Origin of the sequence: Cyclobacterium salsum (genome assembly GCF_010119245.1) — a bacterium.
GTDB classification, from domain to species: domain Bacteria; phylum Bacteroidota; class Bacteroidia; order Cytophagales; family Cyclobacteriaceae; genus Cyclobacterium; species Cyclobacterium salsum.
In genome coordinates, this window is the sequence record NZ_WNKG01000001.1 from 489,654 (window position 1) to 515,595 (window position 25,942).

The window sequence follows — 25,942 nt, forward strand, 5'->3', positions numbered from 1 at the left end:
ATAAACAAAACTCAAAAAACTTAATAATTCTATAAAGTCTGCGGGTTGGCGTTTCCTTGTCTTCAATTAACGTTTCAAATGATACGCCTTTGGTTGGGTAAAGGCTCGAATCCCCTGATAAGATAAGGTCACCCCTAATCCGGAGTTTTTCCGACCTGTCCAGGGAAGGTTTGGACTGACCCGGTCGCAGCAGTTCCAGTATGCCGTGCCTGTGGACAATTGATCCAACACTCGCATAGCCCGCTCCTTGTCGGCTGAAAAAACGGCTGCCGTTAACCCATAACTGGTGTCATTCATCAGTGAAACCGCTTCGGTATCGTTCTTCACCGATTGGATCCCAATAATGGGACCAAACGATTCCTCCTGCATCAGCTTCATGTGATGCGTTACGTTCGTCAACACCGTAGGTTCCCAGTAGTACCCCTTTCCCTCTTTTCCTTTCCCACCTGTCTTCAGCTCGGCACCCAGTGCGATGGCATCCTGTACCTGATCTTGGAGCACCGCGAGCTGCTCTTTTCTGGTAACCGGACCTATAAAAGTGCCTTTCTGCAAGGGGTCACCCATGCTATAGGAGGCAACTTCCGAAACGAAAGCCCCGACAAAAGCGTCGTAAATGGTTTCATGCACGTAAATACGCTCCACCGCGCAACAACTTTGGCCGTTGTTATAAAAGGCACCCTCTGCCGCATTGACCGCCGCTTGCTTTACATCCGCTACGTCCTCCATGACGTAAAGCGGATCTTTACCGCCTAGTTCCAATTGGACCGGTACCAGTTTGGGGGCAACCTTTTGAGCAATATACCTGCCCGTCCGATACGATCCTGTAAAAAAATACCCGTCCAGGTCCGCTTGCAGAAGCATCTCTCCCACCTCGGCACCTCCCACAAAACATTCGAAAACATCCTCTGGAACGCCTGCTTTCCAAAGCAACTCCCTGAATTTCAGCCCTGTTAAGCTGGCAAATTCGGATGGTTTGTAGGCGACGGCATTTCCGGCGAGCAAGGCATACAGGAAGACATTGTAACCCACGTTATATGGAAAATTCCAGGCAGAAATATTGGCGACAACACCTAGTGGCTCGTAAACGATCTCCTCTGTCACGGCTCCCTCAGACGAGATGGTTTCCTTACGCAGCCAGCGCGTTCCATTTTCTTTGATGTGTACAATCCGATTATGGGCTCCGGTTACCTCGTTTCTGGCCTGCTCCAGCGGCTTTCCGGTTTCTGAGGTAAGTACTTCTGCAAGCATTTCTACCTGCTCCTCCACCAATTCTCCAAAGCGAAGAAGAATATTTATCCTTTCTTCTATTGAAATCTTGCTCCAGGCCTGCTGCCCGGTTTTTAGTTTTTGTACCTTCTTGCCTACAGAAAGACGATCGTCTGTGGTAATCGATTGAATCACTTTTTCGGTGGCCGGGTTGATAATATCCATATTTACAGTTGGTTTTTTACTTTTTCTACAAAATAGGCATATAGACGTAGAGGATCCAAGTGAGGAGGCATTTTCCCTACAGAGAATTCCGGGTGCCATTGCACTGCAATGACATTCAGATTTGGAACCCCACTAGCCTGCACTGCTTCCACCATCCCATCTTCCCGGCAACTAGCCAAGACTTCCAGTCCCTCGCCCAGCATTTTTATCCCCTGATGGTGTACGGAATTAACCGTATCCATTTCTTTCTCGGGGTAGATTTTTTCCAGGGTTTTGCCGGGTGCCAGTTTGATTTTATGGGTCACCTGATCGTATAATTTCGCATCTCTATGTACGATTGAGTCTGGGACTTGAAGGCTAATATCCTGGTAGAGCGTACCACCGTAATAGACGTTCAACAATTGCAAGCCCCTGCAAATACCCAGGACTGGCTTTTGATGCTGGATAGCATAATCCATTAATCTTAATTCGTACGCATCCCGATAGGGATCTCCCAGCCACTTACCTGAAACGATGGGTTCCTCTCCATAGCTTTGGGGTGCCAGGTCAGTACCTCCCTGAAAAACAAAGCCATCCAATTCTGCCAGAATCCCTGTTAATTTATGAAAGGGTAAATCCGGAATCAACACGGGCAAGATCCCCTCTTGCGAGACATACGAAAACATATCGCCTTCTACGTAGGCGAGATGCTTGGGTCCAAAAACGACCCGTGATGGATCGGGATACATAAAGCAAGCACTAATACCAATTTTGAGCATGACTTATAACGCGTTGGTATACATCGTTTCAAAATCTTTTTGACTCACCGGCTTGGGATTATTGGGATGACAAAAATCGGCAAAGGCTAATTCAGACAAGGTAGCAATATGAGAAGGCTGAACCCCTATGGAGCTGAGGTTTCCTGGCAGACCCAATCGGGCATTCAAGGATGCGATATATACCGGAAGCTGTGATCCGTCTCCTTTACTAAGTCCGAGCATAAGGGCCATTTGTTCGAATTTTTCTTCAAAGCCACCATAGTTAAACGCCAGCCCCTGGGGTAAATTGACCGCATTGGCCAACCCATGATGGGTATCAAGGAGGCTGGAAAGCGGATGGGCCAGGCTATGTACCACTCCCAGACCTTTCTGAAAGGCAACCGCTCCCATCATGGAAGCCATCAGCATGTCGCTACGAGCCTCCAGGTCTGGGTGTAGGGTAGCTTTTTCCAGGGATTTACCGATTAACTGCATGCCCTCCAACGCAATACCGCTGCACATGGGATGCCAGTTTTTAGATAAATAAGCCTCCATATTATGGGTCAGCGCATCCATACCAGTTGCCGCAGTCACAAAAGCAGGTAAGTCCATCGTCAATTCGGGATCCGCAAAAACAATTTTGGCCAGGAGTGAGGGGGCAAATAGAATTCGCTTCTTCTTACTCTCGTCCTCAGAAATAATCGCACTTCTTCCTACTTCACTTCCGGTGCCTGCCGTCGTAGGGATGGTCACAAAATGAGGGATGGGTTCGGTTACGTATTGGTCTCCTCCAATCAGATCGTCATAGTCAAACAAATCCCGGTGGTGGTTAATACTTAAGGCTATGGCCCGGGCCACATCCAGCCCTACGCCTCCTCCTATGCCAATGATACTGTCACGATCAGATTCCTGATAGCGCTTCTTACCTTTGAGGACATCGGATTTTACCGGATTTTTATGCACCTCCGAAAATACTTCTACCGATATTCCCGCTTGCTCCAACCGCGAGATAATCTTGGTGAAAAAATCCAATTCCCTTACCAGCGGGTCTGTTACCAGAAGGGGCTTGGTAAGATGTTGATCTTTTAAATAGTCACCCAATTCGGCAACAACCCCGGCTCCAAAACGGATGGTGGTAGGAAAGCTAAACGTATACTTTTGTGGGGATTTCATATGTTTATAATTGTCTTTAAGTGGCCATATGGAATCTCGCATGCTTTATAATCATCCCTCTGTGTGTCGCCTCCATCATGCTCGATTTCATGTTTTTTTTAGTATTTCTTTGTAGGGTTTTTTACCATTAAATGATTTCAAAATACCGTTTCCGCTCCCAATCCGTTACTTTTGAAGCAAACTCCCGGCACTCCCATTCCCGGGTCTTGCAGAAGTGCCGTACAAAGTCACTTCCAAAAAGGGAATGGGCTACTTCTGAATTCTTCATCGCAGCCGTTGCTTCCTGAAGCGAAGTGGGAATGGAACCGTTGGAATAATCCTTGTAGCCATTTCCAACGGTGGCTGGTTTATCCAGGTCCAATTGATGTTCGATACCATAAAGACCGGCAGCCAGGCAGGCAGCCATGGCAAGATAAGGGTTGACATCCGATCCAATGACCCGGGTTTCCAGTCGGGTAGATTTTTTGCCTCCGGACAGCACCCGCAGTGCCGTGGTCCGGTTGTCCCGGGCCCAGGTCAGCGTGGTTGGAGCCCAGGCCCCTTCCACCAATCGTTTGTAGCTGTTGATGGTGGGAGCGACCAGGGGAAGCATATGCGGCAGGCAATATAACTGCCCCGCAATGTACTGCCGCATCAGGTCGCTCATGCTCCAATCATCATTAGGATCGTAAAACAGGTTTTTTTCGAGGCTGGAATCCCAGATGCTTTGGTGTACATGCCCACCATTTCCCGGCAGGGCCTCGGTCCATTTGGCCATGAATGTTGCCATGAGTCCGTGTTTATAAGCGATTTCTTTGACACTGGTCTTGAATAAAACGGCCCTGTCAGCTGCCAGGATTATTTCGCTATATTGAATGGCCGCTTCATAAACTCCCGGACCTGTCTCGGTATGCAAGCCTTCCAAAGGAATGCCAAAACGACCACAGAGATCAAAGAGGTCATGAAAGAAATCACTCTTCAACGAAGCCCTTAAATGAGAATACCCAAACATTCCAGGAGTCATGGCTTTGGGTAATGAAGCGTTTGCCTGTGCAAATTCATCGGGAGTCACTTCAAAATTGAACCACTCAAACTCCTGAGCGAAAAGCGGTTTATACCCGGCATCCAGGGATTTTTGCGTTATTTTTCTTAAAAGAGACCGGGGACAAACCAAACCACCCTGCTCCTTGTCCTGATGGAAATCGGCCAAAAAGAACGGCAGGTCTTTTTCCCAGGGTATATTTCTTTGAGTAGCCAAATCAATGGTTGCATTAAAATCCGGATATCCTGTATGCCAGCCAGTCACCGACACGTTATCATAGGACTTATCCTCCATATCCCAGCCAAAAACCACGGCACAAAATCCCATGCCTCCATCCAATAGTGAAATGAACTTATCCAAAGAAACCAATTTGCCTCTCAGCACCCCGTCAATGTCTACGATGGCCAGTTTTACCTTTTCACAGGAGCGTTTTTTCAATTCTCTGATTACTTCTTCTTTTGTAGGGATCATGTCAGGTTAGGGTTTGTAAATGAAAATTCTAAAAAACACATAAGAACCAATTAACATGGCAAAGAAAAGCATGGCCAGCATAAAATTATAGAGAATCATGGCCAACATCGAAATACTGGCGATGACCAATGCCACCATCGGGAATAAGGGATACATGGGCACCCTGAACGGTCGTTCCAGATCCGGTTCTTTCTTTCTCAGGTAAAAAAAGGCAATCATCGATAATATATACAAGCCCAAAGCACCAAAAACAGCAATGGTAATGATCTCGCCTGTCTTACCCGTAAGCAAAGCAATGATGCCAATAATCATATTGAAAAGAAGGGCATTTCCAGGGGTTTTAAATTTTTTATTGACTTTTCCAATGACTTTTGGCGCATATCCTACGCGGCCAAATTCAAAGGTAGTTCTGCCTGCGGCCAGGATGATGCCGTTAAATGAAGCCACCAAACCAAATAGCGCAATAAAAGTTAATAAATGATAGTAAGAATGATCCGATCCTACTACCATTTCCATGGCTAGCGGCAAGGGGGAGTCAGAAGCGATGCCGGTTTCGTCCGGATAGACGATGGCTTCCCAGCCACCCACTCCCACCGCCGAGACGAAGGTAAGCAGGCAAAGAATTACTAATGTCACCAATGCAGAACCGAATCCTCTCAAAATATTCTTTTGCGGGTTAATGGTTTCCTCGGCTACATTGGCTACCCCTTCAATGGCCAGGAAGAACCAAATCGCAAAGGGAATGGCTGCGACAATCCCCATATACCCTTGGTGAAATCCCTTGGTACTGAGATTGGATGCATCAAACTCGGGAAGCGTAACCCCTGCAAAAAACAACAGTCCCAGCACGGCCACGATCGTGATAAATAACTCGAAAGTGGCCGCTATCTGTAGTCCAACTACATTTAATAAGGTAAATATCAGGTAAGCACCGATCCCAACCCATAGCACATCCCATTCCTGAAAAAATATGCCAAAGTAGGCCCCAATGGCAGAGGCAATGGCTGGAGGTGCAAAGATAAATTCTATATTTTGAGACATCCCGGCCAAAAAGCCAAGCTGTTTTCCCAACCCCCTTTCGGCATAGGAAAAAGCCCCGCCTGCCCGGGGAATGGCACAGGCCATTTCCGTATAACTAAAGGTGAACGTAATATACATGAGAATAATAAAGAAAATGGCAATCGCCGCTCCCCAGGTCCCCCCTTCCGCCAGTCCCAGATTCCATCCAAAGTAATTCCCGGATATCACATAACCCACTCCCAATCCCCATAGCATGAAGGGACCCAGGGTCTTTTTTAATTCATTTTCCTTACCAGTGATTGGTTGATTCATATTACTTTTACTTGTTAATCGTTAGAACAGACCATTTGCCAGGTATTGAGAAGTGTTCATAGAACCTAGTTTGGGCGTTGATTTGAATGGCAAATTTTCTAAAAAGGATGTTTTAAAATTAAAAATAAATTTGAAATAAAGGGTACTTTCGCACTATTATTGAATAAAAAGTTAAAAATGCATATCGCCATTTCAGGAAATATTGGAAGTGGAAAAACCACTTTGGTAAAAAAATTGTCAGGACATTACGGCTGGAAAGCCGAATTTGAATCCGTGGAGGAAAACCCTTATTTGGTCGATTTTTATAAAGACATGCAAAAATGGGCTTTTCACCTGCAGGTCTATTTTTTACACAGCCGTTTCAATCAGGTCAAAAGAATCCAGGAAAGCCAACTTTCAACCATACAGGACCGCACCATTTACGAAGATGCCCATATCTTTGCTGCCAACCTTCATGAGACGGCGTTAATTTCGAACAGGGACTATAAAAATTACCTGGAGCTGTATCAATCCATGGAAAAATTTATTAGCCCACCGGATTTACTGATTTATTTGAAATCGGATATCCCCAAATTGGTAGATCAAATCGAAAAACGGGGGAGAAATTACGAACGAAGTATCCAAATAGCATACCTTAAAAGCCTAAATGAGCATTATGATAAATGGATAGCTGGCTACAAACAGGGGAAACTATTGGTAGTCGATGTCAACAACCTGAATTTCGCTGATAATCGGGACCATTTTTCGGAAATCGTAAGCAGGATCGACCGCGAATTATTTGGGCTGTTTCCCTGATCAGTCCATCTTTCTAACCAACCAGCTACCAAGTGCCTGCAAAGTAGCTTCATTTGGTTGTAGTAATAACTTATCTATTCGCTGTAGTCTACCGGCTATCATTAGGTTTTCGTAGGCCGGAATGCGGATAAGCCGATACCCCTGCAACCGGGCGATCAAATCGTATTGTAAATCATTATAGGCATTGAGTTTCCAACCAGGAGATCCATTTCCAGTCAATTCTCCAGGCTCCTCTGCTGCTCCAAAACAGTTGGATGCAAGCGGAGGGCCATTCCATACCCGTTCCTGTAAACCAGAAAGAAGACATTCGCGTTCGTGAGAACGGCACATGCGCAGGTAGCCTGAATGCCAGGAAAACTGAAAGACACGATACAATTCCGACTTCAAAGTGGTTTGGCGATACCGATTAAAATGGTTCGCATCATCATATATCAATAAATGCTGACCTACTTTGACGGGTACCTTCAATTGACGCAATACCGGATAGGCTCCCTGCCCCCCAAGTCCCCTATACGACTCATTTAATAGTTCCTGTCCTTTGCCATCCAGAAGAGCCGGTTTTACCGGAACATGAAAATCTACCTCATAGTCGTGTTCGATAACTTCCAACGCCTCAATCAAGCGTGCCATTTTTAGTTGATGCATAGATTAAAAGGTAATGAAAATTCCGGTTCTGAAAAATCAGCGTTGATTATTTTCGATTCTTTCTTTCAAATTTCCTTTTGAACCTGGAAAGGTGGTCTTTGACGACATGTCTATCCCAATCAAGATCATAATAATCATAAAAACCAGTCCAAAAATGAGGAATATCCACTTATTTCGATTCATTGACAATCAATTTGATGGGTTATTTTGATAAAACTTCAGATCTACGAAATAGTTCCCAAGTAAACACAAAATCAGGGAATATTGAGGGCTTTGGTTCGTTTCACGGTTGAACATTAAAAGTTACTTGAAGTGACAAAAAGGAATTTTTTTAAATTTATTAAAGTTTTATTAAACCAATACATCTATTGAGTGCTAATTTTGCGTTTACGTAATAGTAGATTATTACAGGCAAACTTATTTATCACCTTTTCTTTACTGCTAATTCCCCGATTATATGTACAAACAGATCAAACCGGACATGATCTACCATTATTTTGATCAGGACCTTGACCTGATTTATGAAATAATAGAATTGGTCATTGATCTGAATATTCAGGATTTAAAAAACCTGATGCCTTTGTATGATTTGGGAGAGATAACGGCTATCAAGCAAAAATTTCATAAAACCAAGCCTGTATTTGGATTTTTGGGAGCTACTGAGATCAATCAGCATATTGAAAAAATAGAGGCCGATATCCCCAACCTTTTTCCGCTGTATCATAAGGACCTGTTTCAAAAGCTTCTTGAACTGGAGGATGATTTACAGTCTTTTTTAAAGAAAATCCATCACCAAAATTAAGTGGTGAAATAAATTACCGAATTTTCAGATTTTACGGAAGTTTTTGATAATTTGCTATCGATATCTACCCAAATGGCCGTTTCTATTTCCTATTATCGATAGTCTACCTAGATTTTTACCATCAGCAGATCAAACCACTAACAAGTAATTATGAAAATGAAATTTGTAAAACCGGCCGGCTGGCTATTTGCCATTATCCTTGGACTAGGTGTATCCTGCCAACCTAAAGAAAAAGCCGAAGGACTGTTGTCCTCTAATGCGATGGTTGTTTCGGCCCACTCCCTGGCATCGGATGTGGGAAAGGAAATTTTACAGCAGGGTGGCAATGCGATAGATGCAGCCATTGCGGTACACATGGCACTGGCAGTAGTTTACCCTCAAGCCGGCAATATTGGCGGCGGGGGATTTATGGTTATTCGTGAGCAGGATGGTGCCTACCACTCCCTGGATTATCGGGAAAAAGCTCCCCTGGCAGCCGGAAGAGATATGTACCTGGATGAAGACGGAGAAGCCCTACCCGATAAAAGTAGAAGCGGGCACCTGGCCTCTGGAGTACCCGGTACGGTGGACGGCATGGTGAAAGCCCATGAAAAATTAGGCTCCATGGATTGGAGTCAATTGGTAAATCCCGCCATTAAATTAGCTGAAGAAGGGTTCGAATTGACCGAGGATGAAGCATCCTATTTTACCCGTGCATCTGAAAACCTAAAAAAGTATTCCACGGTAGATCCCGTCCATTTTACGGGAAAGGCCTGGAAAGCCGGTGATCTTTTTGTCCAAAGCCAACTGGCCACTACTTTGAAACTCATCCGTGATCAGGGAAGGGAAGGTTTCTACGCTGGCTCAGTGGCCGATTATATTGTAGCTGAAATGGAAAGAGGCGGTGGAATTATCAGCCTGGAAGACCTGGAAAAATATGAAAGCACCTGGAGGGAACCTTTGGTAGGTGATTATAAAGATGCGACCATCATTACGATGGGACCTCCCAGTAGCGGGGGCCTAATCCTTCTCCAAATGTTGGGTATATTGGAAAAATACCCCATTACCAATGAAAACAAAGCCTATGCAGATTACCTTCATTTGAAAACGGAAATGGAAAGAAGAATATTTGCTGATCGGGCGGCCTATATGGGAGATGCGGATTTTTACCCGGTACCTGTAGCCGAATTATTAGATGGTGAATACCTTTCTCAGCGGTTTGCCAATTTTGATCCTGAAGCGGCCACTCCTTCTGATGTAATCATGGAAGGTAAAATTTTGTCCATGAGTGAGGAGACCACTCATTTTTCTATCGTGGATGGGCAGGGCAACGCCGTTTCCTGTACCACCACGCTGAATGGAGGAATGGGATCTAAGGTCCTGGTAGACGGGGCAGGATTTATACTCAACAACGAAATGGATGACTTTTCCATCAAACCTGGATTTCCCAATATGTTTGGTGTACTAGGTGGAGAAGCCAATAAAATAGAACCCGAAAAGCGAATGCTGAGCTCTATGACACCTACTATATTGGAGAAAAATGGGGAGTTATTTATGGTAGTAGGTACTCCGGGTGGATCTACCATTCCCACTTCTGTTTTTCAGGCCATCGTCAATGTTATGGATTTTGGTATGAACATGCAGGAAGCTGTAAATGAAAAACGATTTCACAGTCAATGGAAACCCGATGTGATATCCTATGAAAAGGGCTTTGAAGGAGACGAAGTTCTGGAATTATTGCAAGCCAAAGGACATGAACTCAATGAACGAGGTGGCATCGGAAGGGTGGACGCTATTTTAGTAAGAGAAGATGGTAAACTTGAAGGTGCAGCTGATCCAAGAGGGATGGATTCCGCTTCAGGCTTTTAATAAAAAGACAAGGGTAGGCAGGAATATCAAGAATATTACCATCTACAATAATATCAAAATAGCAGGTACTACCATTAGGGATTACATCAAAAAAGAGAAAATCGAAAGGATAATCCACTTTTCAGGATCGGCGCCCACAATTTGAAAAATAACCAAAAAGCGGCATCAAAAAATAAACTTAGAGAACCTTCTTCTTTCTTATTGAGGTCAATTTTTACCTGGCCAGAATAATTCCACCATACGAGGGGATATCGACCAGAATCGAAAATGGTTTGCTGTCAAAACCTTCCTGTTCCTTCACTACTACTAAATCTACTTCCGAAAAATCCTCATCGTAGCCTTTCCAACCACTGTTAAAAATCACCTGCCAATCGCCAGACGCCTCCATGCCAATGCGATAACCTCGAATCAATTCGTGGGAAAAGTTTAAAATAGAAATTACAGGTTGATCTGGTATAGCTGAATGAACCCGGGCATAAACGAGCACCAGGTTGTCTTCGTTATAATGAAGGATTTTAGTGCCAGAACCGGTAAGCCCCTTGGACCTGCCATTTTCGGCTTTTCGAAGGCGTATCAGGTCTCGATACATTTTGTTAATGCCATTAAAATTTTTCGTCATTTCCCAGTCAAGGGGCGTAACATCATCAAATTTGCCAAAGGATAAAAATTCCTGACCTTGAAAAATTATGGGTATTCCCGGAGCTGTGAACAGGGTAATTGCACCCAAGGTAGATTTTTTCTTGGCAAATTCACCATCTGCCTCCCCTGCCTGAATTTCCTCCGGTAACCTGGAAGCACCATTGGCAACTTGATCATGTGATTCCGTAAATATGATCCTCTGAAATACATCATTATTAAATGTTTCAAATACGGAATCCACCACTGATTGAAGGTTTCTTTGCTCATCGCTCCTTTCGGTCAATACATTTCTGAGGGAGTGCACAAAACCTATCCCCCACTGACTGTGAAATCCAAGACCATTTGAATTGAGAGGAGCCGTTACGACCGGATCTGCCTTTAGATCTTCTGCAATGAGAATCTTCTGAGGAAATTTTTCTCTTAGTTCAGTATTTAGATCCCTTAAGAAATTAAAACCTTCCTCAAGTAAAACGTTCTCTGTATTTTCATATCCGTTTATCAGCCTGATGATGGCCGTAGCATCAAAACGCAGTCCGTCACATTGGTAAGCTTCCAACCACATCATGGCATTGTCTCTAAGGAAAACCCGAACTTCTTTCCTTCCATAGTCAGGCCTGTTTTCACCCCAGGGAGTTTTTGCCCTATAATCATTATAAAAATATATTCCACCCAAGCCATTTTCTTCCCACCCATCAAATTGCCACAAATCTGTCTCCGATGGTCCGAAATGGTTGTAAACGACATCCATGATTACCGCGATTCCTCTGATATGCGCTTCAAATATAAAATGTTTAAGTCCTTCCGGCCCACCATATGAGGTTTCAACAGCAAAAGGTTGTGAAGGATTATAGCCCCAGGAGTTGTCTCCAGGAAACTCCATAATAGGCATGAGTTCAATGGCATTGATTCCCAGGTCTTTCAAATAATCCAATTTTTCTACCGCCGTATAAAAATTGCCAACTTGTCCATTTTCTACACCATTTCTGTTAAAAGTTCCTACATGCATTTCATAAATTACCAGCACATTAAATGAGCAAGTATGGAATTCATGATCTTCCCAATCTTTATACAGATCGATGATGATCCCATTTCCATTGCTATGGTTCATTTTTTTGGCATAGGGATCATTTCGGTAAAATATTTTCTCCCCATTGGTTATAACGTATTTATATTCGTCTCCCTCTTGCGCGTTCTCCACATGGACAGCCCAATAACCGTCACCTTCCTGGTTAAGCATAAGCGAAGTATCATCCCAGTCGTTAAAGGACCCCATGAGGCAAACTTTGTTTGCGTTTGGAGCCCATACCCGGAAAGTGACTCCGTCAGGTCCGACAATAGCGCCCATCCCATTAAGGACTTTTACCATATTTAATAGTTGATTTTCCAGAAAAATAGGAATAAAAAATATATTCGCAATAGCTGGAATTAAAAATTTGATAAAAAACGGTGTAATAGATTTATATTGAATGATTATTTTATGGGAAGCATTGGTTAGCCGTCTAATCGCTGAACTGCTAAGGGACAAGAACGATTAAACAATTAACCCTTTAACCAATTTTGAATCCTCAAAAACGGACCTTCCAAATCCACTCTATATTTGAATCGAAAACAACACGAATAACCAAAAAAATCAATCGCCCTACCAACAAGACCTGATTAATCACTAAATTTCGGATCTATTGGAAATCAACGTATGAAAAAACCCGCAGGTAATGTCAGTTTAAAAAACGTATTCAAAACCATTATTTGGCCGAGAAGAAAGTTCGTTTTTATAGGCTTAGTACTAATCGTTATCAGCAGACTCTCTGGGCTGGTGTTGCCCTATGCTAGTAAATACCTGGTAGATGAGGTTATTCCTTCAAATAATTTTGACTTGTTAAAATGGTTGATTTTGGCGGTTACGATCGCCGTAACCCTTCAGGCAGTCACCTCGTACGGACTTACGCAGATACTGAGTGTGGAGGCTCAGAATTTGATTGCCAAATTGCGTACCCAGGTGCAGGCGCATATCATCCGCCTTCCCATCCGCTTTTTTGACAATGCCAAAACCGGGGAACTCGTCTCCCGGGTAATGACCGATGTGGAAGGAGTTCGAAATCTGGTTGGCACCGGTCTGGCACAGATGGTTGGTGGGATTTTAACCTCTGTGATCAGCCTGGTATTACTGATTTACATTAGTCCAAAAATGACGCTATACGTACTCGTCCCGGTTATTATTTTTGGCGTCATCTCTCTTAAAGCTTTTGGTAAGATTCGCCCTATTTTTAGGGAACGGGGAAAAATAAATGCGGAAGTTACAGGAAGGTTGACCGAAACCCTGGGAGGCATCCGTGTCATCAAAGGCTTTAATGCAGAAAAGCAGGAAACCGCCATTTTCGAGGCAGGGGTTCACCGGCTTTTCCTAAATGTCAAAAGCAGCCTTACGGCTACCAGTGTGGTCACCAGTTCTGCTACCTTTCTATTGGGGCTGGCGTCTGCCGGAATTATGGGGATTGGCGGGTATATGATCATGGAAGATCAACTTACTTTCGGCGATTTTTTGGCGTTCACGTTACTGCTGGGTTTTATGATTGCGCCCATTTTACAAATGAGTAACATCGGCAGCCAGCTAACGGAAGCCTTTGCCGGACTAGACCGCACCGAGGAACTGATGAATTTACCGCTAGAGGCTGATCCCATAAACCGAACCATTTCTCTAGAAAACATTCAGGGAAAGGTCGTATTTCAGGATGTACATTTTGGTTATGAGCCTGGAAATGAAGTCATAAAGGGCATTACATTCCAAGCAGCTCCCGGGTCGGTTACCGCGTTAGTAGGCAGTTCCGGGTCCGGAAAAACGACGATTTCCGGATTATTGGCTTCTTTTCTGGTACCCACTGAAGGACTTGTAACCATAGACGGGCAGGATCTCAGCAAGGTAGCGTTGGATTCATTCCGTAGTCAGTTAGGGGTGGTGTTGCAGGATGATTTTTTATTTGAAGGAACGATTCGGGAAAACATTCGTTTCCCACGACCCGATGCCTCGGAAGAAGCCTTCCAGGATGCGGTTTCATCGGCCTATGTGAATCAATTTACCGATCAATTTGAAAAAGGCCTGGACACCATTATTGGGGAGCGGGGCGTTAAACTTTCCGGTGGGCAGCGGCAGCGGTTGGCCATTGCCCGCGCAATTTTGGCGGATCCCAGGATTTTGATTTTGGATGAAGCTACCAGTAACCTGGATGCAGAAAGTGAAAATTACATCCAATCCAGTCTGAAGCGCTTGATGAAAGGAAGAACCACCTTCGTGATTGCCCACCGCTTAAGTACGATCCGCCAAGCAGATCAGATTTTGGTCATTGAAAAAGGTAAAATTGTGGAAAGGGGCAAACACGAAGAATTAATTGCATCACAAGGCAGGTACTTCGACCTGTACACCTTTCAGGCCAGAATTTAATCTCCCATTTGCCTTAAGCCTGCCCTTTCAGATCCAGCACGGTGATGGTAATACTGAACTTGGGGTTTTAATCTCCAGCGATAACCGCCTCTGCTGCTGACCTACCAGAGGTCATGGCAGCATTAATGGAGCCATTCAGCATATAATCCCCTGCCAGGTGAACATGGTCGTACAATTTGGTATGCTGATACGGTATCCAGTTTTTTGAATCTTTAATCTGCGGCAAAGCCCTTGAAATCGTGTAGGTTTTTACATGTTTGAAATAGCTGGCTTTGATTCCCGAAAGTACCTGTAATTCCAATGCGACTACCTCTTCCAGGTTTTCCAATTCTTCCACATTTTTGACTACAGAAACGGATAACAAAGCCCGACCATCCTTGGCATAGGACTGACTTACATCTGTCATAAAGGTCAGGTTATTAATCAGGAATTTTTCATCTGTTACCAGTCCAATCATGGGTTTGCCGATAAAGGACTTCTGCAATGTGAAATACAGGTTGGTTACCTGATGAAATTGGGCTTCACCCTGACCTGTCAATTCATTAGGTGTCGTGGTAAGGATAATATCATCGGCAGTAATGGTATTTCCATCGGCCAACTCGATCTGATTTTTCTTTAATCCGGTCACCCTCGTATTGAACCGAATCTGGGTATGTTCAAGACTGTCAAAGAGTTGCTGCGCAATTTGTCCCATCCCCAAGGCAGGAACACTGGCATGCCCTTCTGCAAACATTTTAAACACAAATTCAAACATACGTGAGGAAGTAGCCAGGGATGTTTCCAGAAAGATTCCCTTAAAGAAGGGAGCAAAGAAGTTTTCAATGATCTTTTTTGAAAATCCGAATTTGGTTAAATATTCAAGCGTACTGCTTTGCGGGGAGGAAAAAATGGCTTCAATTTGCTTCTCTTTCAGATGCTTGATTAGGGAAAACAATTTCACTTTATCCCATAAGGTTCCTACCCTGGAGAATGCCATCGAAACACCCTTAAGCGGGTTTCTCAATGGATCATGAATAACAAAAGTAGCATCCGGTTTGAAAATGATGGCTCCGGGTTTAAACTTTTTTAAACTCAGCTTTTCCAAATCCAGGTACCGATGGATTTCAGGATAGGCAGTAAGCAAAACCTGAAAACCCTGGTCTAGCAAATAGCCGTCCACTTCATCTGTTTTGATCCTTCCACCTATTCGGTCCCCTGCTTCCAGGATGACCGGATAGTAACCCGCTCTTTCAAGTTCAATGGCCGCTACCAATCCAGAGATTCCAGCTCCTATAATGTAGATGCTTTTGTCATTCATGGGTAGTTGTATTTAGTACAAGGGATTCTCTTTATTCCCCTTTAATGTTTTTCCGTTTTCGGAATTTCCCATCCTGCGAGGAAGGGTTTCCAGATTCTTTTCGTTCTGCATCAGATCGGGCGTTTCCCGATGCCTGGGAAGGATTATCCCTAAATTTCCGCTTGGATTTATTGGGTTTACCTTTTGGGTTTCCACCACCCTTGGGTTTTCCTCCGCTTCTTGGATTTCGGGAGGGGGCACTTTTTAAATCCGGTCCCGGCCCGATCACTTCCGGATTTGGTACTACCTCAATTTCCAAGCCAATAAGGTTTTCTATGTTCCGGTATTTGTACCGGTCTTTTTCATTGACAAAGGTCACGGCCTTTCCTTTCTTTTCGGCTCTTGCTGTCCTTCCAACCCGGTGTACATAATCTTCCGGATCATTTGGCGTATCAAAATTGATCACCATTTCGATATCTTCCACATCTATTCCTCTGGAAAGAATATCTGTCGCGACCAAAATTTTAAGGGATTTATTTTTAAATGAAGACATGATTTGCTCCCGTTCCGATTGATCCAGGTCGGCATGAAATGCTTCCACCTGAAACTGTTTACGAAGGGTTTTGAACAAGGACTTGACTTTATCTTTGGTAGAACAGAAAATGATCACAGCCTGAAAATCCTGAGAATTCAGAATCTGCCGCACCAGTTCTTCTTTTTGACCGTCAAAGACATGATACACATATTGACTTACCCCTTTTGCCGTTTTTCCAAGTGCAATGGAAATTTGCTCCGGTTCGTGGAGTATTTGCTGAGAAAACTTTCGGATTTTTGGCGGCATCGTTGCCGAAAACAGCAAGGTTTGCCTTTTCGTTGGCAAATGTTGGATAATGGTAAGGATATCCTCCGAAAAGCCCATATCCAACATACGATCTGCTTCGTCAAGAATTAAATGTTCCAGGGCTTCAAATTTCACTTTTCCACCTGCTAACAGGGCAATTAACCGTCCCGGAGTGGCCACCACAATTTCCGCCCCTAACTCCAGTGCCTTTCGCTGTTGCTCCCAGGTATTTCCATCCCCTCCCCCATAAATTGGAATGGAACTAATCCCCAGAAAATAAGCCAGCCCTTGAATTTGCTGGTCAATCTGTATGGCCAGCTCTCTGGTCGGAGCAATAATTAGTACTTTTACGCCCTTTTTCTGACTTTGGCTAATTTGGTTGAGTACCGGTAAAATAAAAGCCGCCGTTTTCCCGGTACCGGTTTGGGCAGTTGCTATCAGGTCTTTTCCCTGCAAGATCAGAGGAATAGCCTGTTCCTGTATGGGCGTTGGTTTTTCAAAACCCATGGCATCCAGGCCCTCCTGGAGCTCGGAAACAAAATTAAATTCACTAAAGGTCAAATTTTCTAAATTTTAAGTGTACAAGTAGGCCCAGCCTATCAATACCAGTTGCATCGGAAGCCGAAGCAATAACAACCATTTCGGAAGTCCTTTGTTCTTCTTTTGATACATGTACAGATTGGCCGGAAATACCGCAATCAATAACAGGATGATTCCGTAGGCAGCTACTGACCGGGTAGATTCGAAAATCAAGCCCAATCCCAATACCACTTCCGCTGCTCCCGCCATTCTGTTAACAAGTCTAGGAGCCGGAATGTAGGGCGGTATGATACTGATATACAACCTCGACTTCACAAAATGCATGAAGCCGGCGATTATATAAAAAATTGCCATTGCATAAAGAAAAGCTTCATCCATAAAAATTAATTGCATAAATTTCTTTATTCAATAAAATTAGGACTTCCAAATGGTAATACAAAAAATTAACCGGCAATTACTGTATTTATTTTACATTATCCTTTTTTGGTCGATAAGCTTTCAGCCGGTTTTGGGGCAAGGTACTCAAAAACCAGTACTGCACGGGAAGCATTGGATGGCCATTACCGGCAAACCTTTGGGTGCTACCGCCGGAGCTATGATCTTTCAAAAGGGAGGAAATGCAGTGGATGCTGCTTGTGCCATGCTGGCGGCTACCTGCACCATGTGGGACGTATTAAGCTGGGGCGGGGAAACCCAGGCATTGATATACAATCCCCACACGAAAGAAGTAGTGGGAATCAACGCGCTGGGAGTGGCTCCTACCGGGGCGACCGCAGCATTTTACAAAGATAAGGGGCTGAAATTCCCTCCCAGTTTCGGGCCTCTGGCAGCAGTAACTCCCGGCACTCCGGGCGGCCTGATCACCATGCTTTCCCGGTATGGGAAATTAAACCTGGAAGCGGTTCTGGAACCGGCCATTGAAATGGCCCGTGGCTACCCCATAGAGGCACAGACCGCAAATGCCATTGAAAACGATAAAAAGATGATCAAACAATGGCCTTATTCCAGGAAAGTCTTCCTGCCACACCTTGGTGAAGAACGGGAAGCTCCCTACCCCGGGGAAGTATTTTCGCAGACTGATTTACTGGCTACCCTGGAAAAACTGGTCGCAGCTGAAAAAGAAGCCCTGCGAGAGGGGAAATCAAGGGAAGAAGCATTACAGGAAGCTTACGATCGGTTTTATTTGGGGGATATCGCAGCCGAACTGGTAAGGGGCGTACAAGAACAGGGAGGGCTGATTACCATGGACGATTTAGCCAATTGGAGTGTTAAAATTGAAAATCCGTTGCAAACATCCTACAAAGGAATCGACGTTTATAAATTGAAGGAATGGACTCAGGGGCCGGCGTTGCTCCAAAGTCTGAACATCCTCGAAAATTTTGACCTTAAGGCCATGGGCTACAATTCATCCCGTTACATCCACACCTTGTATCAGGCCATGAATTTGGCCTTTGCTGACCGGGATTTTTATTATGGTGATCCTGACTTTGCTCCTAAAAGCCCAATGGAAGGACTACTTTCCAAAGAATATGCGAAAGAGCGATCAAAATTAATAACCGACACAAACAATCCCTGGACCAATCCGGGAGACCCTTATCCCTATCAGAGAGAAAAAAATCCCTATGCGGACCAATTGGAAAATTACGGTAAAAATTATTTCCGCTACAGTGAGGATGCCGATGCTGATGTCAGCGACAGCTTTCTTGAGGATTTCACTGCCGGTACCACCTCTATCGTGGCCACTGATGAGGAAGGTTGGGTCGTTTCGATTACGCCAAGCGGGGGGTGGATTCCGGCCGTTATCGCTGGTAAAACGGGCATCGGACTCAGTCAGCGCATGCAAAGTTTCGTATTAGACGAAGAAGTAAATCCATTTAACGTACTAGAGCCCGGTAAAAGACCCCGGGTCACGCTCACTCCCTCCCTGGCGCTAAAAGAAGGAAAGCCCATGCTCGCTTTTGCGGTACAGGGAGGAGACACCCAGGATCAAAACCTGCTTCAGTTTTTCCTTAATATAGTGGAATTTGACATGAACGTACAGGAGGCTGCCGAAGCGGCCAACATGAACAGTTACCAAATGCAGGCGGCTTTTGGCAACCATGAAATCAAGCCAGGTGCCATGACGCTCTCCACTGAAACACCCTCCTGGGTACGGAAGGATCTCCGGGAAATGGGGTATTCCATCGATTTCAGAGAACGAACCTCAGGACCTATCAATGCCATTTGGATGGATTGGAAACATGGAACCTTTTGGGGAGGAGCCAGCAACCACGGTGAAGACTACGGTATAGGCTGGTAAATTGATTAGGCCGATGTCCATTACAGGCAGCTCCTTATAATTCTGCTGCCTGAATATGCATCCAGTCAAAATTCCTACGTCTCCCCAGGCTTACCCAGCCCTCTTCTTCCCAGCAACGCCACCATTCATTGTAAATGGGATGGGCAAATGCAGCACGGTCCCTACCCCATCTCAACCTGTTTCTGTCGGGATCAAAATCGACCGCTATTCCCCAAGAGTGTGTGGACCACTGGCTTCCACCCCGCATTAAACGGTTGTTAAAAGAACCTCCAAAGTAATTCAGCCGTAAGGAGTTGATATCGTTTTCGCCGTACGTGTTGCGAACATTCTCTAAAACCTTCGTCAGACTTTCGGCCACGTTGCGGTGACAAGTAATTTTGCGGGCTTTTAATCGGAGATCCCAGGCTATTTTAAGCTCGTATGGTGCGTTTATAGTCACCAGATTTTCGCCGCGTCTACCATAGTATTCATGAAATTCGGGACTGTTTTGCCTGGGCCATCGATTGGCTGGTTCTATTTCCTCAGGTCTCCAGGCAGATCTTTTACGACCATGTTGATAAAAAAAGACCAGCTCTTCAAAAGCAAACTGCGTTTGAGTTCCCCACAGACCATCAACAGCTCCTGCCTCTATGCCTTTTTCATTGGCTCCCAATTGAATCATGGCAGCAATTTTTTTGGTATTGGGCAACTGAGGGTTCATTCCTTCTATCTGATGCAAGGCGGCAAGGGTATTGTCGCCAAGTATACCGTCTATGGCTCCCTGATAAAGTCCTTTTTCAGCAAGTAGCCGCTGGACCACAATAATTTTTTCTTTCATGTTTTACGATGCTTATTTTAAAGCAATATAAGCTTATTCCGGAATAAATCTTAATGAATTTTACCTTCTTTTTGTATTTCATTCCGTATGCACTGCATCAATACCTCCTCTTTGATAAAAGTATTTCCCGCAGCCAGGGTTTTCAATCCTACTTGCTGGATGATGTTGACAATATTCGCTCCGGTTAAAGGGTATTTTTTTGCCAGATCTTCGATTAGCAGTGACTTCTCCAAGCCAACGGATTTGGGTAGATTTTTTTTCCAAAGCATCGCACGTTCCCTGGCTCCCGGAGCTTCAAAATCAATAATGGATTGAAATCGCCGTGTAAAGGCAGTATCCAGGTTGCTTTTAAAATTGGAGGCTAAAATGACCATCCCTGCGTGTTGCTCTATTCGCTGCAGTAAATAGGCAACTTCCTGATTGGCATATTTATCATGGGCATCCCGAACATTGGTACGCTTTCCAAATAAGGCATCTGCTTCATCAAAAAATAGAATCCAGTTTTTCCCGGCGGCCTTTTCAAATAAGCGGGATAGGTTTTTTTCAGTTTCTCCTATGTACTTGGAAACCATTAACGAAAGGTCGATTCGGTATACTTCTTTACCGGTAAATTTACCCAGAAGACCGGCAGTCAGGGTTTTACCCGTTCCGGGAGGGCCAAAAAACATCACCCGATAACCGGGTTTAACTCTTTTCTTAAGGTCCCAGCTTTCCATCAGTTGGTCGTTATAGCTTAGCCATTGTTCCAGTCCCCTTATCTGAACCAGCGTTTTTTCGGACAGTACCAGATCTTCCCAGTCCAAATCGGTCTGTATGCGTTCGGCAGGAAACCCCGAGCTTGGTTGCGGTGCTCTTACCTTTTCTAGCAAAAGCTGCTCGGCAAACTCCCCATCCAGAATCAACGGACCGGCATAAAAGGGTTCTTCCGCTGCCGTATTTCCGAGGCTTACACAATGGTGGGTAATTAATGGGGAGTCCTGAAAGATATTCATGTATTTTTTGCGGGTAAGAGGATCTTTTCCCGCCAACAGGTACAATAAGGTTTCTCCTGTAGGAATAATCCCCCGGTGGTAGGTACTTTTATATCCTCCAAATTCCGGAAAATCCGCTCCCTCTGGAAAATAGGAATGAATGGTTCTACTTAACAAACCTGGATCCAGATAGGGAGAAAGGGCTAGCGCCAGAAACAGCAAATCCTGGTCTTTGATCCCCAACTCTTTGATGGTTTTTCCAAGAAATTGGTTCGGATCAAAAGAAAGTTCCATTTGTGGTTTCAGCAGGGTTTTAGTCTTACCCAGATCGTGGTCCAGGCGACTTTTTATCACCACTTTTAAAAATTCCAGTAATTCCCTCATACAAAAATCCGGTTTATGAAAAATCCAGCTACAATAGGCTTTTCATTGGTTAGCATCCAACATCTGCTTATATCGCAACGCTTTGGGGAAATCAGGCTTGATAGCCAGGGCTTTATCCAGCCAGGTAGTCGCCTTTTTCCTATATCCTTTACCTAAGTACACAACTGCCAGTTCGGTCATTATCTGATAGTTCTCGGGATTCATTCGAAGGATCATCTCCAACTGCCTGATTCCTTCTTCCCAATCTCCCATGGCCAGGTAATTGATAGCGAGATGTTGCCTGCTTTCCACTTCATCCGGATTTTCTGCCAAGGCCATTTTAAAAGCTTTTTGGGCCAAACCGAAGTTCTTTAGTTGATATTCACACTGCCCGATCATCCGCCAGGCCATGGCATTCCCCTCGGATGCCTCAATTCCATGCAGGGTTTTCAATGCTTTTTCCCAGTCCTTTATTTTTATATACACTTTGGCCAGTTCGATGGCATAGGCACTGCTTGGTACAGATCGCATCAATTCCTGCCAAATGGCAATTGCCTTTTTAAAATCGCCGGTGTGTGCAGCCAATTGTGCCAGGCTAATCCGGGCGCTTTTGTGATTCGGTTCTTGCTGCAGCGCATTTTCGTAATGCAAAGCCGCATCCTCGTACTTGCCCATCATGGCGAGTGAATTACCTACATTGACCATAAATTGCGGCTTCTGAGCAAGGCTTAGTGCCCTTTCAAAAAATTGCAGGGCTTTTTGGTATTCTTTTTTCTGATGGTAATAAAGTCCGAGGTTATTCAATAGCGAGGGATTGGTAGTATCCAGCTCATAGGCCTTGTGGTAGCATTCCAATGCCTTATCGAATTCCTTATTCAGAAAATGGCTGGCACCCTCATTGTTCAGTGCTATGGCTTTTTCTTTATCCATTTCCCCAATTTAAGCAAATAAATCGTCTTTTATATCCGAAGCCAGGCCTTTTGCCATATCGATTACGTCCAGGTCGGGATAGATAACTTCAATATCATCAAAGGACATATCAAAAGGCTCTCCTTCCCGGTAATGTACCGGGAACACAATCCCAAACTGGATCCCAGGCCCCCATTCATACGCTGCCAGGTTGTGCCGCCAGGTTTCCGAAATGGACAGAAATCCTACTCCCAAACTGGCGCGGGCAAAGGCATTGATTTCGAAGACAAATTTCGGGTTGACCGTAATCCTTCCACTGGCATCCAATGCCAGGCCCGTCTGCGGACTCCAATTGACATCTACTTCTGCCAAGGCCTCGCCTTCCAATCCCAAGGTACCGGTAAGTTCGATTCCTCCTGACAAGCTGGCGATGGCCACACTCACTCCCAAGCCCAAATCTCCTCTAAGGGTCAGCCCCGCATCTGCTGGGATGGCAAACTCCCCGTGGCCGGCAACGGTGGTTTCCGCTTCCCGCTCTGGGTTGTAGGTGATTTCCGCTGACAGGTTCCGCAATTCACCCGGACCAAAACCAGCAGTGAAATCCAGTCCGCCGCCAATTTGGGCTACCAGCCCAATACTTCTTGGCCCCAGCGGTATGGCAAACAAGGGAATTTCAATAGTCGGTACCCGAAAGAGGTTTCTATTGAATTCCCTTCTTCGGAAAACTTCATAGCTTTCGGATGCCAGCCTGGCATTCACCTCAATTTCGCCATTCGGCAATAGGCGGACCCCGGCGGTAGCTGCCAACCAAGGAGTAAGCTGCAAGGTAAGTTCCCCTCCACCATAAACCCGCATGCTTTCGTCGGGTTCACCCGCTGGTTGCCCATCCTCCCCAATGGGACGGTTGGTAGCCGCCACTTCAATGGTACCGCTTAACATTCCCCGACTGTAGGAAGCCGACCCTTCAATGGTTAGTGCACCGTTTTCGTAGGTTACGGCTAAGGACGTGGTTATTCCCGGAATATCTGGTTGCGCAGTACCGGACACAAATACCTCATAAGCTTCGGCTCCAGCGGGTTTAGATACCCTGGCTTCGACGTTTCCGCCGGTTATACCTGGAATATCACTACTCAGATCAAAATTTCCTCCGATGGAAAATCCCGCTTCACCGTATTGTATATCCATGCTTCCACGCTCAATGCCTGGAATATCCAGTTCGGCCTCCCCCGAGGCTGCAAAGTTGTTTTCACTGTAGGAAGCAGTAATGGTGGCACTTTTGACTCCCCGGACTTTTCCTTCCGGAATACCTATTTCGCCGCCGATCGTCCAGGTATTTTCTTTGTATTCCACGTTGATCTCGGCCGGATCAAACAGCTCGGAATCAAAATTAAAAGCACCCTCCAGCTCAAAACCGCCGGAAGTTGAAGCAGTTGCGCTGATATGTCCCTCTCCTACCTGATTTATGGCAAAATCGGTTTGTCCTGTTAGCCCGAGCCCGTTTTCAGAACTAGCAAAAATGGTAAGTGAGCTACCTGTAATTTCAAATGGAGGAGGAACGTTTATTTGGTCGAAAGGAAAAGTTTTGGAAACCCTAATTTCGCCATTGGAAATAAAAAATTCTATGGGGTTACCTTCAAAAATAGGAATACTTGGCATAATATGACCGTACGCCTCAATTCCGTTGGGCATAAGTTCCAATTCGATGATTTCTACGGGACTTGCCTTTTTTATCCTTAAACCATATAGACTTGATTTAATGGATTGCTTTGTCACATAGCCGGCGTATTTCGAACCCGGATACCTGTTAACCTCAAAAACTTTGTCTTCTGGCCAGGGAGACCAGGTATTATCGGATGTAGGAATATTCACAAAAATAGAACCCAGATTCGGAGTGTTTTCCACCCCATCTCCCTCGGTATTAAATCGTTTATTTACGATCCTGAATGGATTGCCCAACCAGTTTCGTTCATCACTACCCACACTGCTCTCTTCACCTGTCCAAACAAATCGTTTACCTAACCCTCCAGACTCATTCGGGAAAATTCGCACCTCTCCTTCGTTTCCAATATCAGAGAGGTTACCCACTTCTATAGCATCCAGGTGTTCGGCTGTCTCAATTTGCCTTTTGGTCCAAAATTCGTTTTCGGTAATTTCACTATCTCCTCCATCCAAACTTTCTGCCTGTGAAAAAACCAGCGTGTAATTATTTTTAAAGTAACCATCTCCCCCAGGAAATTCACTACCATGCCGCTCTCTGAAACTCGTTAATTTTTCCGTAATCTGCCCCCTTATCGTAGATCCGCTGGAACTATTTTTCGATGAATCCAGCAATTCCATATTCTGAAGCGTATTCGGCCAGGTATCGGTATTCCAGTTTGCTAATTGAAGTTCGACAATGTGGTCTACATCAAAATTTCTGAAAGCTTTATTCTTTCCCCAAACCGGAGTAGTTAATTCCTTAGACACCGTATCAATATTCCCTATATAAGTGGGCTTGACACTTCTCCCTGAAATTGCTGCTTTAAAAACATGCGTTGTCTCTGCGTTTGGTAGTGTGTGGTGATGGTTTTCATACAAGGCAATTAATTGATTTTTAATATCAGTAGGATCAATCTCCGCCTTCCAAACCCCATCCCTCTGGTTCGTATTCCCTCTATTATAATTATTTTTCCTTCTTAGTGGTGCTTTACTAGAGTACAAGGATCCCCGATGATCCATTAATTTAAATCCAGGTATTGGAATGGTATCAAAAGTAATTGTTTTGGCTCCATCGTCAATGATGCCAGTTTCCGGCTGCATTTCCGGGGGGTCCAGTTCTTCATCCCCTTCCTTTTGAATCATTTTCGGTTGAGCCGAACTGCTTGCCCCTTGCTGAAGGGTATGTGTCAACTCATGGGCCAACAGGTGTTGCCCGGATTGACTGGAGGGATTGTATTTACCTTCGTTAAAATAGATATCTCTGCCATGCGTAAAGGCCTGAGCCCCCAGGTCCTGGCTCATTTGAACCGCCTGCGCATCGGTATGGACGTTTACCTGGCTAAAATCCGCCCCAAAACTGCTTTCCATACCTTTCCGTGTCGTTGGATCCATGCCCGATCCTCCTGATTTTTGGGAAATCTGTGATTCCAGATGGGTACTGATTTCCGAATCGGCATCTTCCTTCCGTTGAAGCATCCCTGCATCCGCTTCCGATGGGAATGTTTGCTCCCCGGTCTGGGTATCCCGGTGCACCTCTATTTCTTCCTGTTTTTGGAGCATTTCCTCTTCCGGAGCAGGTTCTTCGGTAATTTTCGACCGGAATACAGGCGTTACACCGGCCGCAAGGGGCTGCGCTTGTATCTCGCCTGCCGGGTGATCCATTTTTTGGACCTCATTCTCTGTATTCTCCTGTGTTTGCAAGGAGCCTGCTTTTTCCACCAATTGGGATTCGGAAGATCTCTGAACCACCTGATCTGCCATGGCATCGGCCTCTTTCTCGTATTTATCCCCGGGCTGCCCCACCTGAAGTTTGGCCTGGAAAAAATCACCACTTTGCTCCGTTGTAGGAGCATGATTGGGCTTGCCTGATGTCCGTTGAAATACTTTCATGGCAGTAC

General features: G+C 44.9%; 19 protein-coding genes. 5 read left to right on the forward strand and 14 right to left on the reverse strand.

Going from position 1 to position 25,942, the window contains the following annotated elements; genetic code table 11:
• Nucleotides 1–66: 66 nt before the first annotated feature.
• The 5 genes from GJS45_RS01910 to eat form a co-directional block, all read right to left on the reverse strand.
• Nucleotides 67–1,431 (reverse strand): aldehyde dehydrogenase family protein, encoded by a 1,365-nt coding sequence (locus GJS45_RS01910; protein WP_162339744.1) that lies wholly within the window; start codon nt 1,429–1,431, stop codon nt 67–69.
• A gap of 2 nt (nt 1,432–1,433) precedes the next feature.
• Complete coding sequence (locus tag GJS45_RS01915; RefSeq protein WP_162339745.1) at nt 1,434–2,189, reverse strand: gamma-glutamyl-gamma-aminobutyrate hydrolase family protein; 756 nt, start codon at nt 2,187–2,189, stop codon at nt 1,434–1,436.
• A 3-nt stretch (nt 2,190–2,192) separates the two neighbouring features.
• A complete protein-coding gene (locus GJS45_RS01920) occupies nt 2,193–3,341 on the reverse strand; it encodes an iron-containing alcohol dehydrogenase (RefSeq protein ID WP_162339746.1) in 1,149 nt (382 codons plus the stop codon).
• A 127-nt stretch (nt 3,342–3,468) separates the two neighbouring features.
• Entirely contained in the window at nt 3,469–4,833 is a 1,365-nt protein-coding gene (locus GJS45_RS01925; protein ID WP_162339747.1) for a glutamine synthetase family protein, read from the reverse strand.
• Between the two features lie 6 nt (nt 4,834–4,839).
• Nucleotides 4,840–6,165, reverse strand: a complete 1,326-nt coding sequence (gene eat / locus GJS45_RS01930) for an ethanolamine permease (protein WP_162339748.1) — start codon at nt 6,163–6,165, stop codon at nt 4,840–4,842.
• A gap of 177 nt (nt 6,166–6,342) precedes the next feature.
• On the opposite strand from eat, the gene GJS45_RS01935 reads away from it, so the two are divergent.
• Nucleotides 6,343–6,960 (forward strand): deoxynucleoside kinase, encoded by a 618-nt coding sequence (locus tag GJS45_RS01935; protein WP_162339749.1) that lies wholly within the window; start codon nt 6,343–6,345, stop codon nt 6,958–6,960.
• Here GJS45_RS01935 and GJS45_RS01940 read toward each other — a convergent pair whose 3' ends face one another.
• On the reverse strand, nt 6,961–7,605 hold the full coding sequence (locus GJS45_RS01940; RefSeq protein WP_162339750.1) for a DUF7255 family protein: 645 nt from the start codon (nt 7,603–7,605) through the stop codon (nt 6,961–6,963). It lies immediately after the preceding gene.
• A gap of 457 nt (nt 7,606–8,062) precedes the next feature.
• On the opposite strand from GJS45_RS01940, the gene GJS45_RS01945 reads away from it, so the two are divergent.
• Entirely contained in the window at nt 8,063–8,407 is a 345-nt protein-coding gene (locus GJS45_RS01945) for an Hpt domain-containing protein (protein WP_162339751.1), read from the forward strand.
• Between the two features lie 150 nt (nt 8,408–8,557).
• On the forward strand, nt 8,558–10,255 hold the full coding sequence (gene ggt, locus GJS45_RS01950; protein WP_235954545.1) for a gamma-glutamyltransferase: 1,698 nt from the start codon (nt 8,558–8,560) through the stop codon (nt 10,253–10,255).
• A 214-nt stretch (nt 10,256–10,469) separates the two neighbouring features.
• Here ggt and GJS45_RS01955 read toward each other — a convergent pair whose 3' ends face one another.
• Nucleotides 10,470–12,260, reverse strand: a complete 1,791-nt coding sequence (locus GJS45_RS01955) for an alpha-amylase family glycosyl hydrolase (RefSeq protein ID WP_235954546.1) — start codon at nt 12,258–12,260, stop codon at nt 10,470–10,472.
• 327 nt (nt 12,261–12,587) lie between these two features.
• On the opposite strand from GJS45_RS01955, the gene GJS45_RS01960 reads away from it, so the two are divergent.
• Nucleotides 12,588–14,330, forward strand: a complete 1,743-nt coding sequence (locus GJS45_RS01960; RefSeq protein ID WP_162339752.1) for an ABC transporter ATP-binding protein — start codon at nt 12,588–12,590, stop codon at nt 14,328–14,330.
• Between the two features lie 67 nt (nt 14,331–14,397).
• Here GJS45_RS01960 and GJS45_RS01965 read toward each other — a convergent pair whose 3' ends face one another.
• The 3 genes from GJS45_RS01965 to GJS45_RS01975 are packed head-to-tail and all read right to left on the reverse strand — an operon-like array spanning nt 14,398 to nt 17,311.
• On the reverse strand, nt 14,398–15,627 hold the full coding sequence (locus tag GJS45_RS01965) for a protoporphyrinogen/coproporphyrinogen oxidase (RefSeq protein ID WP_162339753.1): 1,230 nt from the start codon (nt 15,625–15,627) through the stop codon (nt 14,398–14,400).
• Between the two features lie 31 nt (nt 15,628–15,658).
• Nucleotides 15,659–17,008 carry a DEAD/DEAH box helicase gene (locus GJS45_RS01970; RefSeq protein ID WP_162339754.1) on the reverse strand — a complete coding sequence of 450 codons (1,350 nt, stop codon included), beginning with the start codon at nt 17,006–17,008 and terminating at the stop codon, nt 15,659–15,661.
• Nucleotides 17,009–17,020: 12 nt separating this feature from the next.
• Nucleotides 17,021–17,311, reverse strand: a complete 291-nt coding sequence (locus GJS45_RS01975; protein ID WP_317165064.1) for a DoxX family protein — start codon at nt 17,309–17,311, stop codon at nt 17,021–17,023.
• A 229-nt stretch (nt 17,312–17,540) separates the two neighbouring features.
• Here GJS45_RS01975 and GJS45_RS01980 point away from each other — a divergent pair, with 229 nt between their 5' ends.
• Nucleotides 17,541–19,286 (forward strand): gamma-glutamyltransferase family protein, encoded by a 1,746-nt coding sequence (locus tag GJS45_RS01980; RefSeq protein ID WP_235954568.1) that lies wholly within the window; start codon nt 17,541–17,543, stop codon nt 19,284–19,286.
• Between the two features lie 34 nt (nt 19,287–19,320).
• On the opposite strand, the gene GJS45_RS01985 is transcribed toward GJS45_RS01980, so the two are convergent.
• The 4 genes from GJS45_RS01985 to GJS45_RS02000 are packed head-to-tail and all read right to left on the reverse strand — an operon-like array spanning nt 19,321 to nt 25,934.
• Nucleotides 19,321–20,103 (reverse strand): M15 family metallopeptidase, encoded by a 783-nt coding sequence (locus GJS45_RS01985; protein ID WP_162339756.1) that lies wholly within the window; start codon nt 20,101–20,103, stop codon nt 19,321–19,323.
• Nucleotides 20,104–20,153: 50 nt separating this feature from the next.
• A complete protein-coding gene (locus GJS45_RS01990) occupies nt 20,154–21,458 on the reverse strand; it encodes an ATP-binding protein (RefSeq protein WP_162339757.1) in 1,305 nt (434 codons plus the stop codon).
• Between the two features lie 42 nt (nt 21,459–21,500).
• Nucleotides 21,501–22,367, reverse strand: coding sequence for a tetratricopeptide repeat protein (locus GJS45_RS01995; protein ID WP_162339758.1), 867 nt, complete (start codon nt 22,365–22,367; stop codon nt 21,501–21,503).
• Nucleotides 22,368–22,376: 9 nt separating this feature from the next.
• The gene (locus GJS45_RS02000; protein ID WP_162339759.1) at nt 22,377–25,934 is read right to left on the reverse strand and encodes an eCIS core domain-containing protein; all 3,558 of its coding nucleotides are present in this window, start codon (nt 25,932–25,934) and stop codon (nt 22,377–22,379) included.
• Nucleotides 25,935–25,942: the final 8 nt, after the last annotated feature.